Source organism: Schinkia acidoalkalinis (assembly GCF_054301215.1).
In genome coordinates this window covers 1,420,151-1,433,788 of record NZ_CP182573.1, presented here as the reverse complement: position 1 = coordinate 1,433,788, position 13,638 = coordinate 1,420,151, and the positions used below count along the sequence as shown (strand labels likewise).

Sequence of the window (13,638 nt, the reverse complement as noted above, 5' to 3'; positions counted from 1 at the left end):
AAAGGAAGTATGGCTATTCTTTTCTGAAAGAAAATCTATTTTTCATTTCAAACGGAATTCCCTTGCAACAATGTTGGCTCCTCCATCTACCTCAACTAAAATTCTGTGTAAATCAGTAAGAATACTGCCTAGATTCCGAAGTAATTCTAATGATTCTATTTCCTTGAAACTTAGTAAGCACATATTCTGTTTGGTCATTGCTTCTTTAGTTGACAATTGTAGCTTTTCTACAAGCTCTTTCGAATGTGTTATTTCCCGGCCGGCAATAAGACCAACGCAGGTTGCTGTGGACATCATAGCTTCAATTAGATGATGGTTTGGTCGTATTTCGTGACCAAGATCAACTAGTCCTCTAGCAATTCCGCGAATTTGAATGGTGATGCTTTCAAACCTTCTGATGACCTTGGATAAAGCATACACTCGAGCACGTTTATTATGTAAAAGGGGACTGTATCGTAAACTTTGGTGTGCTAATTGTACTGCTTGAAAACTTTTAGTTGTTTCATCAACGAGTTCTTGTACATATGGAATATCTATGAGTCGGAGCGCCCGTTCCTGATAAGCGAATGCCAAATTATTTAGTACAGTACTTGCATATTTACTTAAGTGTAATAATTGCTTTTCCGCATCTGGGATGGGGTTCGGAGGTATAAACACTATATTTACTAAAATTGCAATGATGGAACCGACAATTGTTTCAATAATTCGGTCAGTCGCATATCCAGGTGCTTTACCAAATGCAAGTACGAGGATGGCGCTAACAGCCACTTGTGATATAGCTTCTTGTTTCAATCGAAGTGCCGTTGCGATAGCCATTCCAAGCAGTACAACGAGCATGATAGAATTTGCGCTTGGATATAGCCAATTTCCTACAATTATGCTGATAACAACACCTCCGATAATCCCAATGACACGTTGCATAGCCTTATTTATAGAATGAGCCACAGTTACTTGCACGGTCAGAATGGCACCGAGTGCCGCAAAGTAAGGATGTTGATTATGGGAAATCGAGGAAGCAACAAGCCATGACAATCCTGCTGAAAGTGCCGATTTCAAGACATGCAATGTTAACCCGATACGATGGAGTTTGTCTAGTCTCAACAGTGAAAATCACCTCGAGTAACTACCAGATTATCTTCAACTACTACATATCATCCGCCTAGTAGGAGCTATTCATACAGTTCCTAAAAAAATACGACTGCTCTTCGTGAGCAATCGTAAATATTCGCTGGTATTTAAGCTGTAAAGTTTGGAAGAGTATTTCTAAGTGCACCAAATATATTTTGCACTTGAGCAAGTTTCTCTTGATCAGTTAAGTTTGCTAAATTACCTACCGCACCAGCTCTAATGCATAACGGAGCAATATTTAACTGAATCAAGCCCAGCAATACTACTGTAGTTGTACAGGGAATGTTTATACAAAGTAAATCACTATTTTCACAAACAGTGCCTTCTGGACAGGTTGGACATTCTGGTGTTTGTTGTATCGCAACATCTTCTTTTTTGGACATAGGATGTTTCCCCCTTTCCTTTTAGATATTATAAAATATGACAAAAAGGTTTTTTACGTAATGGACAACATCCTTTTATTTTGAAAAATAAGTATTTAGTTGATTAAAAAAGGCGACATATTCATCTTCTGAAGTATTTCCCTGTACTGATTACTTTATTAAATGATATGGTACGGTAGTGACTACCACGTTTGTTCGAAACAGCAAGAAGGAGCGAATCCATGTCCCTGACTGATTATGAAGAATATTGTGCCAGCCTTTCTTTGGAATAAATTGCGGGATGATCACCGTAACTTGGTAGTTTGCTTCATTTGCTTTATGGTCAATCGTATCTATAAACTTACCAAGGGGATTAATGATACTTCTATATTGAGAATATAGGGTTACCAATCTAACATCGGGTTGCCACTTTTTCCATTTTTCTTCAAAGTCTTTTTTATCTTCTTTTTCAAAAGAAACATACACAGCAATAATTTGATCAACGTGAAAGGATTTAGCATAATTCAAGGTATTTTCTACTACCCGTGTCATACCAGCAACAGGTACGACAATAATGTTCCCTTTAATGGTCATAGCTGGTTCAGCACATGTAAGTCTCAGTTGTTCTCCAACTGCATCATAATGTCTTTTTATCTGGTAGAAAATATAGATAATAATCGGCATGAAGACAAATATGGGCCAGACTTGCCCGAATTTTGTTAAAAAGAACATGATTGTGACAATGAAACTAATCAAAGCACCGATTGAATTAATTATTAGTTTAGGAAGCCAGCCTTGAGGCTTCTCACGTATCCATTTAACAATCATACCAGTCTGAGATAAAGTAAATGGAATAAATACCCCTACTGCATAAAGTGGTATTAGATGCTCTGTTTCTGCATGAAAAGCAACAATTAAAAAGATGGAAGCCAAGCCAAGTATAATAATTCCATTTGAGTAACCTAAGCGGTCTCCTCTTACAAAAAACATTCTGGGAATAAACTTATTCTTCGCCAGATTAACTGCCAATAATGGAAATGCCGAATAGCCTGTGTTAGCCGCCAGAATCAGTATTAATGCTGTAGTCCCCTGAATAAAATAGTACATAAAATTCCTACCGAAAGTCGCCTCTGCGATTTGCGATACTAAAGTTACGTTTGGAAGAGGTGTAGTGCCATAATAGTAAGCTAAATAAACAATTCCCGAAAACAATATTGCGAGAAGAACGCCCATCATCATTAATGTTTTACCAGCATTATTAGGTGCGGGATCTTTGAAGTTAGGTATTGCATTAGAGATAGCTTCAACCCCCGTTAATGCAGAACTTCCGGAAGCAAACGCCCTTAAAAGAATAAACAAACTAATACCAGCCACAGGAGTACCTATTGGCGTATGTAATGTCTGTGGAACATGCCCTGTTACAATATGATAAATACCTACAGCTATTAATATGAACAATGCCAATACAAATAAATACACAGGATAAGCCAATATAGAAGCAGATTCCGTCACACCTCTTAAATTTAATATCGTAATAAGCAGTACGAAAAAAATGGCTATTCCAACCTTATGATCATGCAAGGCGGGAAGGGCAGATGTTATTGCATCTGTGCCTGCTGACACACTTACTGCAACAGTAAGAATGTAGTCTACTAATAGTGACCCCCCTGCTATTAAACCTGCATTTACACCTAGGTTATTTTTTGTAACTACATAGGCACCCCCACCTTGAGGATAAGCAAAAATGATTTGTCGATAAGACAATATGAGAGCTGTCAATAGAATTAATACGCCAATAGCAATTGGAATTGAATACCAGGCTGCTACAGTACCGAATGTAACTAATACAATCAGAATTTGTTCGGGACCATATGCCACTGATGATAATGCATCGGAAGAAAGAATTGCCAATGCTTTTGCCTTGTTAAGTTTCTGCTCTCCTAATTCATTTGATTTTAATGGTCGCCCAATAAGGAACCTTTTTAAAGAAATTAGCATAACTACCCCCGTCTAATTAGCTGATACTTTACGTTTTGAATAGTCTATCCAAAAAAAATTGTAAAGTAGTCATTTTTTCAAATAAAAAAGTGCCTACAAGTCATAGTAAAATAGACCTGTAGACACTTTATTTTATTGCGTCACAAGCTCCATCTTCCTTCTCATATAACGCTTACGAGGTTAGCTGTCGGATTCGGACCTTTGAGTAGCCCTACCTATAAAGGATTCACCCCTTGGATTGCTACCAATCCACGAAAATGGTTCCCCCGTACCTAATGGTTTCAGCGATTTAGAAATTTGAAACTGTTCATAATAATACTCCTGAGTTGAATAAAAGTAAATGGGGAAATTAAAATCTTAGATTTTGTGAGAATATACACTTAAACTAAAGGGAGGGTTTGTTGAATAGAACAATAATTAACAGGGATAATAATAATCATTTGAATACAAGAGAGTGAAAAAATTGAAATCAATCTACCCAAGTTATGATAAAATACAAAAACTCGAATATAAATTAACTGAAATGAAAAATGAATATTGGCTCCATCACGACTTGTTTACATTTCAATGGTGGATACTTTTATTTGTTTTTATTTTCCCATGGATTGTATGGTGGAGATATGTTGATAAAAATAGATTAATGGAAATTTTACTCTTTGGGAGTTTATTAGTGCTTTTGGTTGGACTTCTGGATGATATAGGTGTTAATACTCATCTTTGGTCGTATCCCTACAAATTATTACAAGTAATGCCTCGATTAATCGCTGTTGATCATGGAATACTTATCGTAGCTCATATGACAATTTATCAATTTTTTAAAACATGGAGATCATTTATAATCGCCAATTTAATAATGGCAACAATTTTTTCTTTTATATTTGAACCATTATCAGTTTGGTTAGGTATTTACAAATTAGAAAATTGGAAGCATATTTATTCATTTCCAATTTACGTTGTAAAAGCTATGTTTGTAAAATGGTTAGTTCAAAGAATGAATTTAAATAAAAAATTCTAATTTTATATTTATCAAAATGGAACTTAGATTCGTAAAAGGAGGTTCGTTCTTGAATATTTTAATTTTAGGTGGAACTGGACGAGTTGGAAGTCATATCGTTACTTATGCCCTTGATGACAGACATCATGTTACTGTACTAGTTCGCACTCCAGAGAAGATTCAAATAAATCATGAAAATTTAACTATTATTCAAGGAAATGTTTTAAATAAAGATGATATCGTACGTGCAATGCATGGTCGCGGAATTGATGTCGTTATTAGTTCACTCAATACAGATGGGACAACCACTCTATCAGAAAGTATGCCGTTTATTATCGAAGCAATGGAATATGAAGGTATACACCGAATTATTACTATAGGAACTGCTGGAATCCTTCAAAGTAGAATGACCCCAAATTTATTACGTTATCAGTCAAGTGAATCGAAGCGTAAGTCAGTCCGTGCAGCCGAAGAACATTATAAAGTCTACGATATGCTTAAACAATCAAAGCTTGAATGGACGATTGTCTGTCCTACATATTTGCCTGATGGAGAAAGGTTAGGTAAATATCGAACAGACAGTAATTTTTTGCCGGAGGGTGGTATTAAAATTTCAGTTCAAGATACAGCAGAATTTACATTTAGCCAAATAAAAAGTAGCGATTATATAAAAACGCGTGTAGGTATCGCCTACTAATAATATTCACTTACACTACTTACTTATCGGACTAACCGCTAGGAATCCGATAGAATAAACGTGTTTTCTTGTGCTATTCTGTATAATAAGGATGATATTGAAAAGGAGTTGATTTTGAATGGAAAAGGTTACACCATTCTTAATGTTTCAAGATGGTAAAGCAGAAGAAGCGATGAATCATTACATATCAATTATTGACGATTCAAAAATTACAAGTATTGTTCGCTATGGAGCGAATGAAGCTGGAGACGAAGGAACTGTAATGCAAGCTACCTTTTCCTTAAAAGGGCAAGAATTTATGTGCATTGACAGTAATGTGAAGCATCAGTTTTCCTTTACTCCTTCATTCTCAATTTTTGTTACTTGTGATAACGAAGAAGAAATTGACAACTTATATCAGAAGCTTATCGAAGGTGGACAAGCACTTATGCCAATAGGTGATTATGGTTTTAGTCAGAGGTTTGGTTGGTTAAATGACCGGTTTGGAGTATCGTGGCAACTAAATCTTCCAAAATAATCAGCTTTTGGGATAAAAATTGGAGGAGCAAAATGTGGGACAGCGTGCCTGTCCCCGTGTCCCTCTATGGTAAGACTTGTTGAGAGATAATTATATAGAAAAAGCCGTTGGGACTGCAATCCCAAACGGCTTGTACAATTCAATGCTGCATGAGCAGCTTTACTATTATAAAACTCTACGTGCTGTTACATAGTTCTTTGTTGCCCAGTCTGATGTCATGCTCTCTTTAATAGCACCATTATCACTTGTTAGATGGATAAATTGATTGTCACCAACATAAATTCCTACATCAGCGATTGTTGTTCCACCGTTATTTGTTGAAAAGAAGACAAGGTCACCTTTTTGCAGATTAGCTTTAAGCACAGCTTGTCCTAAAGTAGATTGATAGCTTGTTAGAGTTGATTTTAAATCAACACCGTATTGCTTATAGACATACTTCGTAAATCCACCTGGTGTAAAAGTCAGAGTACTTTCATCATAGGAATAACCAAATTTTGCTTTTCCGATTAAACTAGTTGCAAAGTTAACGATGTTGTCAGCTTTAGTTGGTGCTGGTTGTTCTGGAACTGGTGTTACTTGTGTATCGTTAATCACACGTCTTGCAGTTATATAATGCTGCTGATAGTAATCAAGCGTGGTAACTCTTGTGTAAACACCATCAGTAGGTGAAGATAGGATTAATCTGTTGTCTCCTGCATAAATACCTACGATTCCAGGATTCGTTGAGCCTGTTGTATAGTTAAAGAAAACAAGGTCGCCTTTTTGTAAATCAGTTTTAGCCACTTGTTTACCAAGCTTAATTTGTTCTTTAATGTTTGTAGTACCTAAAGTAATACCATTTTTCTTAAAGATATAATCCACATAACCGCCAGCTGTAAATGTTAGTGTAGATTCATTGTTTGTTGTTGAATTTATTGTTACTTTTGGTTGGAAGTCAAATGCTGTTGCGACAATTTGATCGCCCTTTGTTGCAGGATTTGCTGATAAAAGACTTGGTAATACGCGTCGTGCACCAACATAGTCATCTCTATAATAATTAGTGCTATCTAAGTCGGAAATTACGACATTTAGCTCGGGATTTGCCATATGAATGATCTTATTATCCCCAATATACATACCTACATGATTTGTAGGGTCGCCATCAGTTGGAGTGCTGTCAAAGAAGACAAGGTCTCCTTTTTGTAATTGGTCTCTTGGCACTGCATATCCTTGTTGAATCATATTGTTTTCATCCCATGTAGCTATATCAACACCATTTTGTTTAAAGATAAAATTAATATAGGTTGCACATGTGAATTCATAAGGATACGTTGTTTTTGTATTACGGCCATATGTTGCTTTTCCAATTAAGTCTTTAGCTGTTGCGATAATTTCATCAGCTTTTGCATCGACAGCTGTTTGATTATTGTAAGGATTTGCAATTTGAGTTGTTGCGGCTGCAACTTTGTGAGTATTCATTGAGATAGTTGGAAGACTTAAACCGCTGAATGTTAGTAGTAAAGCTGTTGTAGTTGTAATAAGTTTCTTTTTCATGAAATGTTTCCTCCTCGTTTCCTGAATTTATTTGTAGAATTCATGATCCTACGGCGGGAACAAAATTCATGTTAACATATAAAACAGATGAGAACATGGTATAAATTCTTCCCACATTACCATTATTTGTTTATTATTGAATTGATTTAATATCGCATGCATGCTTGCCAAAATAAAGATAACCGCTAATTGAACGGTTCAAAAGGTAACCCACCTTTATCCTCACTATCCAGTATTATCAGGCAAAAATCATTGTGGTTTTGTGCATTGAAATCTAAATAACAGTGGCGATAAGGGCCCAAGTGAGGTGCTAAAATTAGTCTTAATTATAATATATATATAAGAGAAAACTAAGCTGAGGTAATGTATATGAATGAGGAATTAATAAAAAACGCCGAACTGTCCTATCGATTGGCAGAGGAGAAGGCGGCCCATTATTTTAAATTACTTCATGAGCAGGTCATTCAAAAGAAATACATTTCTACCCTAACAAATGATTTTCAATCCTGGAAGCACAATCATATTCATCATTCAGTGCTATCCTTTTTTTTAAAAGGAAAGAAGAAACCAGCCACTAGGGAGTACTACAATTATATCTATTGGCTTGATAAAACCGGAAAGTTAGACAATTATTTGAATCGGAGTTTCTCTTATATTTTTCTGCGGGATCTCGGTAAAGTTTTGGACTCAGCCGATACTCACGTAAAGATTGGACGTGTAGTTGAAAGTATAAAAAGTCAGCTAACCCATTATGCTATAGAAGGCAAGAAGGATAATAAAATAGAGACGTTTAGCCTTGCAGGGTTGTATCGGAGGGCTCAGATGGAGGATGTAGAATCCACCATCATTTGGTTGATACACAAACTAAAGACTGTATCCATGATGATTCCAGAGGGGATGGATGCGGAGAATGCTCAGCGAAAGCTAATTAAAATTATCGCTGGAGTGGTGATGCACGAACTTGAAGAGATGGGGAATGATCGATTGCCCGAAGGCCGTGCCGATAAACTTGATAAAGCTATTAGGCTGGGATATTCCTATGGCTTGACATATCCCTTCATTGATGACCTTTTGGACGCCAATATTTTATCAGTTGAGGAGAAGAAACAATATTCCGATTTGATACGTTCAAGCCTAATCACAGGATCTGTACTTGAATTGGGTGAATGGACCGGACCTAATAAGGACTTGATTAGATTTATATATTCCGAGCTTAGAGAAGCCTTTGAATATATTAAGGACAATCAGGGTGCGGAGACAAGAAAACATTTTTTTGAGCAATCCTATATTTTTTTTCATTCTCAAGAGGTGGACCGCGAAAAGGATTTATCATGTCCACATTACAACAATGAGGACCTTTATATTCCAATTATCCTAAAATCCTCTTCTTCAAGATTAATCGCCCGTTCAGTAATCGAGGCCCCTGAGGATGAGGGATTTGAAAGCCGAACATTCTTTTACGGGATATACAACCAGTTGGCCGATGATTTTTCCGATATGTATGATGACATGGAGAACGGCATGGTAACGCCGTATACCTATTATTTGAAATATCATAATCAGCGATTGGATCTTATCAACCCTTTTGAATTATACTGGACGGTCATCTCCCATTTAATCCATAATGTGTATCAGTCTGAGAGAAAGACCTGTGAGGTAATTTTGGATCGTGCAATAAACGGTCTGAAACGATTTAAAGAACGGATGGGTACACAAAAATACAAGGAGATTATGGAGCTATTTGCATCCGGGAACCCAAGTTTTAATTGTGTTATCCAGAATATGGTTCAAAAAGCGGATGATGTGGATTTTTTTGATAAATTGCTTCGTGACCATATCATTACCATTCTAAAGAATGAAAGAAAAGAGCGGGAAGAATTTCTTGATACGATCGAAACCGCACGTACTCAAATTAACACTATCTTGAAGATTCCAAAGGACGAAAATATTTCATTGATGAAAGACCCAATAACTGAAGCTGCAAATTACATTCTCGAAGGTGACGGAAAGCGTTTGAGGCCAATTATGACTTGGGTTATGGCTGTTCATGGGTATGGCTTAAAAAGTACTTCAATCCTGCCATTGTTGCGATCATTGGAATATATGCATTCCGCCTCACTAATCTTTGATGATTTACCATCCCAGGACAATGCGTCTATCCGAAGGGGGCGTTCAACTCTGCATCAGGTGTACAACATGGCAACAGCAGAATTGACTGGGCTATTTCTTACCCAAAAGGCTGTTGAGGAACAAGCATCTCTTGATCTTGAACAGTTTGATTCAAAAGCCGTGCTTACCTTGATTCGATATTCTTCCAAAACGGCAATGGATATGTGCAAGGGGCAAGTGATGGACTTGGACTCGAAAGGAAAATTATTGACACTGGAACAATTGAACTTGATGTGCTATTACAAAACCGGGTTGGGGTTCGAGGCTTCTCTCATCATGCCAGCTATTCTTGCAGGTACAAATGAATTGGAAATCGAAGCTTTGAAAAAATTTGCACAACATGCTGGTATCGCATTTCAGATTAAAGATGATTTACTAGATGTTGAAGGAAACTTAAACTTACTCGGAAAACCAATTGGAAAAGATGCTGAAAATAACAATTCGAATTTTGTATCAATCCTCGGTCAGGAGGGGGCAAAAAAAGCAATGTGGGACCATTATTGTTCAGCGATGGAGGTATTGCAGGAAGTCCCTCGGAATACCACCTTTCTGAAGCATTTATTGAATTATTTAGTAAACCGGGATCATTGAAATACAGGAAACAATGGGGACGGTTCTTGGTGTTTTCCTAATAATTTCCAACAGGGTGCTTTTTTAGTGCAAATTACCAAATATTAGTGAAACAGAAGAACCGTCCCCACTGTTTTACCCACTGTTTTATTTTCCAAGATTATCAATTAAAAATTGTACGGTTTCATACATTTTTTGCCGACTGGCACCTTTGACTAGTACAGTTGTTCCAGGCTCGATGATTTTTAGAAGTTCTCTATGAAGCTCTTTTCTTTTTAATCCATAAAAATGTTTTGCTTGTTCATTTGAAAAGCCGGAGGCTAGTGCCGCTTCGTAAGTGTGACTGGAGTAATTACCGTAAGTGTAGAGGGCATCGATGCCCTTGGTAACGGCATATTTGCCGATTTCACGATGAGCTTCTTCCATTAATACTCCTAATTCTCCCATGCTACCTAGCACCGCGATTTTTTTTTGTTTTCCAACTTCGACAAGAACATCAATAGCGGCTTTCATTGCGGTGGGGTGTGCATGGACCGTGTCATCGATGACAGTAATGTTATTTTTTAGATGATGAACATGGAGGCGGCGCTCTGGTTTTCTAATTGCTCTTAATCCGTTTTTCATTTCCTCGGGGGAAAAACCAAGTTTATCGGTAACGGCAATTGCAAATAGTGCATTATAAATATTATGTTTTCCAATCATTGGAATAAAAAAGTGATGATCGTTTCCATTAAGTGTTATATCAAACTCCATTCCATCCTGGCTATACATAGTATTTCTTGCTTGATAATCGCATGCTGACTCTATTCCAATTCTGGTGATTATTCCATTAAATTTAGAGGTGTGCAATAATTTAGAATTCTGATCGTCTTGATTTATAAATAAAAGCCCTTCCGGATGCATGCCATAAATAACTTCTGATTTTGCAGCTGCCAACTTCTCAACTTTTCCTTCGAAATTACCGATATGTGCTGACCCGACATTTGTAATCACTGCCATATTTGGCTGAATGATGGAACAATGTTCTGCAATTTGTCCGGGAAATCCCATCCCGTATTCAAGGACTACCGCACGGTGAATCGGTCCTATTTCTTCTTTATGTTTAGGTGTGTTAAAAGTAGTATTATAGTAGTCTCTTGATTCAAAAATGAACCACTTTTCTCTTAGAATAGCACTAATCATCGCTTTAACAGTCGTTTTACCAGCAGTGCCTGTAATAGCAATGAGCGGCTTTTTATAAATTTGTTTTATAATATCCATATTTGATACCTTCTTTCAGAAGCGAAACGCAGGGACGGTTCTTGCGTTTTCCTAATATTTGCTAAATGAGGGACTAAGGCGTCTTTGCTCCCTTTTATTGTATGAAGCAAGCCTTCGTATTGAAACAAAAATATGCGGTTTGATTATTATGCCGTCCCTATGTTTAGTGATTTATATCACATATATTTTAATTTTCTATGCTAAGCTAAAGAGGAAATGGTGTGCACTACGAAAGGAGATAAAAGATGCGGATTCCTAATTTTTTATCGGAAGAGGGAAGTATTCTTTATAAAAGTACTGTAGGAAACCAGATTTCACCAAAAATCGCTGAGATTGTCATCAAAAAGGCTGGGGAATTCCTGGATGGAAGGACAAGCAAGGTTTTGGATGTTGCCTGTGGACCTGGAACAGTATCCATCGAACTGGCGAAAAAATATCCTGAAATTCAGATGACGGGAATTGATTCCTCTAGTGCTATGATTAAGCAATGCACGGAGCTTGCTGCTCAGGAAGAATTACAAAATACAACATTTAAGACTATGAAGGCTGAAATAATAGAGTTTCCCGAGCATTCATTTGATTTGGTGGTGTGCAACTTGGCTTTTCCGTTCTTTTCCAACTCGACGGAAACCATGAGAGGCATGCTTAATGTGCTAAAACCAGAAGGAACCATTTTAATTAGTGTTCCCGGTAGAAATACATGGAAGGAATTCTTTTCAATTGGTGAGGAACTATTTGGTGACGTTCCAGTATTTGCGAAACCCTTCTTATCAAAATTTGAGAAGGCAGAATTACTGCCAGACGCCATGGAAGAGGCGGGTTTTGCCGAATTAGAAATCACTCGTCATCTCATTCCTTTTACATTTGAGAGCGGTGCTGAAGTGCTGAATTTCTTTCAAAATTTATTCGAGTTGTTAAATTATGTACCTGATGAAATTAAAACGAATGTTGCAGGAATGATTGATGCTCGTTATCCAGACGGTTTTACGATGCATTACGAAGCTGTGACCGTATTGGGTACATGTTCAAAATAGAAAAACTGCTAGAAGCGAACGAAATTGGAAGGATAGGTGAAGTGCCAAGTGATACTTAGAATAAAACGACGGTTTTTGCTTATCCGACTAGTACTTTCTTTTGTATTGGATTATTGGAAAATTGAGCGCCTGAACAAACGATTATCGGGCAAAGAGCGCGAAAGGGAAGTAAACCGGGTATGTCAGAAGGCGGGAATACGGATGCGGAATACTGCCTTTCGGATGAAAGGAATTATTGTCAAGATTGGCCAATTCTTAAGTATGCGTCGAGATTTGCTGCCACAAGCGTTTATTCAGGAGCTCGCTGACCTGCAGGATGCAATGCCTGCAGAGTCTTTTCAGAAAATCCAGCCGTTTATTGAGCAAGAGCTGAAAAAAAATATTTCTGAGGTATTTCTGGAATTTGATAAGCAGGCGGTTGCTGCAGCATCGCTTGCCCAAGTACATAGAGCTGTATTGAAGGATGGAACGAGGGTTGCTGTAAAAATATTGAGGCCGAAAATGGAGAAATTAGCACAAGCAGATTTAGACACACTTGGCTTAATTGCGAAAGTAACTCAACGTTTTCCAAAGCTCGGTCGAAAAATGAATTTTGTCCAATTGCACCGCGAATTTACTGAGACGATAGGGCGAGAACTGAATGGTTATCGTGAATCGGAACAGCTTCGTCGGTTTGCAAAGATGTTTTCAAATCACCAACAGATTAAGATTCCGAAAGTGTTTGATTCCTACACCACCGCGAGGCTCATTGTCATGGAATATATGGAAGGTGCACGTGTAACAGATGACAAGTTGCTTTTCGAATGTAATATTGACCTGCCTGAAATAGCTAGGACGTTGCTGGATGCTTATGTGCAGCAACTCCTTCTTTATGGTTTCATTCATGTAGACCCGCATCCGGGAAATTTACTGATTCAGCCGGGGAATCGTCTTTGTTTCTTAGATTTTGGGATGGTTACTGAATTGATGGCAGATGAGGTAAGAACGGTAAGAAATCTGTTTCAGAACATTCTCTTTCAAAATATAGATGGCATTTTGTCGGCCTTTCGACATCTGGGTTTTCTTAAACCTGGGATTGATGACAGCCATTTAAAGCCTCTTATCAATCATATGCTGGGACAATTAAGTAAAAGTAATGGGCAGGTGCCGGAACTGAGCGATGTGGTTTCTGGCCTGCAAGCATTTTTACATGACCAATCCATACAACTACAAGCAAAATACATGTTTCTTATCCGTGGGATTGGTATTTTGATTACCACTTTAACTCTATTAGCCCCTCGAAATGATTGGATGAAACTGCTATTTGATATTGTTCCTCCAGTGATGGCGGAGCCTGTACAGGCAAGTGAGGTCTTAAGTTCGAAACATGAATAAAA

11 protein-coding genes and 1 riboswitch are annotated in these 13,638 nt (G+C 37.5%); of the genes, 6 read left to right on the top strand and 5 right to left on the bottom strand.

Annotation, left to right across the window (positions count from 1 at the left end):
* Window positions 1–42: 42 nt before the first annotated feature.
* The 3 genes from ACNQFZ_RS07615 to ACNQFZ_RS07605 form a co-directional block, all read right to left on the bottom strand.
* Window positions 43–1,101 carry an FUSC family protein gene (locus ACNQFZ_RS07615; protein ID WP_458414679.1) on the bottom strand — a complete coding sequence of 353 codons (1,059 nt, stop codon included), beginning with the start codon at window positions 1,099–1,101 and terminating at the stop codon, window positions 43–45.
* Window positions 1,102–1,235: 134 nt separating this feature from the next.
* Complete coding sequence (locus ACNQFZ_RS07610; protein ID WP_458414678.1) at window positions 1,236–1,511, bottom strand: hypothetical protein; 276 nt, start codon at window positions 1,509–1,511, stop codon at window positions 1,236–1,238.
* A gap of 150 nt (window positions 1,512–1,661) precedes the next feature.
* Window positions 1,662–3,488: an APC family permease gene (locus ACNQFZ_RS07605; protein ID WP_458414677.1), complete on the bottom strand. Its 1,827-nt coding sequence runs from the start codon at window positions 3,486–3,488 to the stop codon at window positions 1,662–1,664.
* Between the two features lie 153 nt (window positions 3,489–3,641).
* Window positions 3,642–3,785, bottom strand: a riboswitch (cyclic di-AMP (ydaO/yuaA leader).
* A gap of 166 nt (window positions 3,786–3,951) precedes the next feature.
* Between ACNQFZ_RS07605 and ACNQFZ_RS07600 the strand changes: the two genes are divergently transcribed.
* From ACNQFZ_RS07600 to ACNQFZ_RS07590, 3 genes are all read left to right on the top strand, one after another.
* Window positions 3,952–4,503 (top strand): CBO0543 family protein, encoded by a 552-nt coding sequence (locus tag ACNQFZ_RS07600; protein WP_458414676.1) that lies wholly within the window; start codon window positions 3,952–3,954, stop codon window positions 4,501–4,503.
* 49 nt (window positions 4,504–4,552) lie between these two features.
* Window positions 4,553–5,179, top strand: coding sequence for an NAD(P)-dependent oxidoreductase (locus tag ACNQFZ_RS07595; RefSeq protein WP_458414675.1), 627 nt, complete (start codon window positions 4,553–4,555; stop codon window positions 5,177–5,179).
* Window positions 5,180–5,297: 118 nt separating this feature from the next.
* On the top strand, window positions 5,298–5,696 hold the full coding sequence (locus ACNQFZ_RS07590; RefSeq protein ID WP_458414674.1) for a VOC family protein: 399 nt from the start codon (window positions 5,298–5,300) through the stop codon (window positions 5,694–5,696).
* A gap of 165 nt (window positions 5,697–5,861) precedes the next feature.
* Here the strand turns inward: ACNQFZ_RS07590 and ACNQFZ_RS07585 are convergent, their stop codons facing one another.
* Entirely contained in the window at window positions 5,862–7,229 is a 1,368-nt protein-coding gene (locus tag ACNQFZ_RS07585) for a C40 family peptidase (protein WP_458414673.1), read from the bottom strand.
* 369 nt (window positions 7,230–7,598) lie between these two features.
* Here ACNQFZ_RS07585 and ACNQFZ_RS07580 point away from each other — a divergent pair, with 369 nt between their 5' ends.
* Window positions 7,599–9,989: a polyprenyl synthetase family protein gene (locus tag ACNQFZ_RS07580; protein WP_458414672.1), complete on the top strand. Its 2,391-nt coding sequence runs from the start codon at window positions 7,599–7,601 to the stop codon at window positions 9,987–9,989.
* A gap of 126 nt (window positions 9,990–10,115) precedes the next feature.
* Here the strand turns inward: ACNQFZ_RS07580 and ACNQFZ_RS07575 are convergent, their stop codons facing one another.
* On the bottom strand, window positions 10,116–11,228 hold the full coding sequence (locus ACNQFZ_RS07575; RefSeq protein ID WP_458414671.1) for a UDP-N-acetylmuramoyl-tripeptide--D-alanyl-D-alanine ligase: 1,113 nt from the start codon (window positions 11,226–11,228) through the stop codon (window positions 10,116–10,118).
* A gap of 245 nt (window positions 11,229–11,473) precedes the next feature.
* On the opposite strand from ACNQFZ_RS07575, the gene ACNQFZ_RS07570 reads away from it, so the two are divergent.
* Complete coding sequence (locus ACNQFZ_RS07570) at window positions 11,474–12,262, top strand: class I SAM-dependent methyltransferase (RefSeq protein WP_458414670.1); 789 nt, start codon at window positions 11,474–11,476, stop codon at window positions 12,260–12,262.
* A gap of 201 nt (window positions 12,263–12,463) precedes the next feature.
* The gene (locus tag ACNQFZ_RS07565) at window positions 12,464–13,636 is read left to right on the top strand and encodes an ABC1 kinase family protein (RefSeq protein ID WP_458414669.1); all 1,173 of its coding nucleotides are present in this window, start codon (window positions 12,464–12,466) and stop codon (window positions 13,634–13,636) included.
* The last annotated feature ends 2 nt before the right edge of the window (window positions 13,637–13,638 follow it).

Coding starts and splice junctions, on each gene's coding strand:
- ACNQFZ_RS07610 (WP_458414678.1), bottom strand. CDS start 1,511: ATGTCCAAAAAAGAAGATGTTGCGATACAACAAACACCAGAATGTCCA.
- ACNQFZ_RS07605 (WP_458414677.1), bottom strand. CDS start 3,488: ATGCTAATTTCTTTAAAAAGGTTCCTTATTGGGCGACCATTAAAATCA.
- ACNQFZ_RS07590 (WP_458414674.1), top strand. CDS start 5,298: ATGGAAAAGGTTACACCATTCTTAATGTTTCAAGATGGTAAAGCAGAA.
- ACNQFZ_RS07585 (WP_458414673.1), bottom strand. CDS start 7,229: ATGAAAAAGAAACTTATTACAACTACAACAGCTTTACTACTAACATTC.
- ACNQFZ_RS07580 (WP_458414672.1), top strand. CDS start 7,599: ATGAATGAGGAATTAATAAAAAACGCCGAACTGTCCTATCGATTGGCA.
- ACNQFZ_RS07575 (WP_458414671.1), bottom strand. CDS start 11,228: ATGGATATTATAAAACAAATTTATAAAAAGCCGCTCATTGCTATTACA.
- ACNQFZ_RS07570 (WP_458414670.1), top strand. CDS start 11,474: ATGCGGATTCCTAATTTTTTATCGGAAGAGGGAAGTATTCTTTATAAA.
- ACNQFZ_RS07565 (WP_458414669.1), top strand. CDS start 12,464: ATGCGGAATACTGCCTTTCGGATGAAAGGAATTATTGTCAAGATTGGC.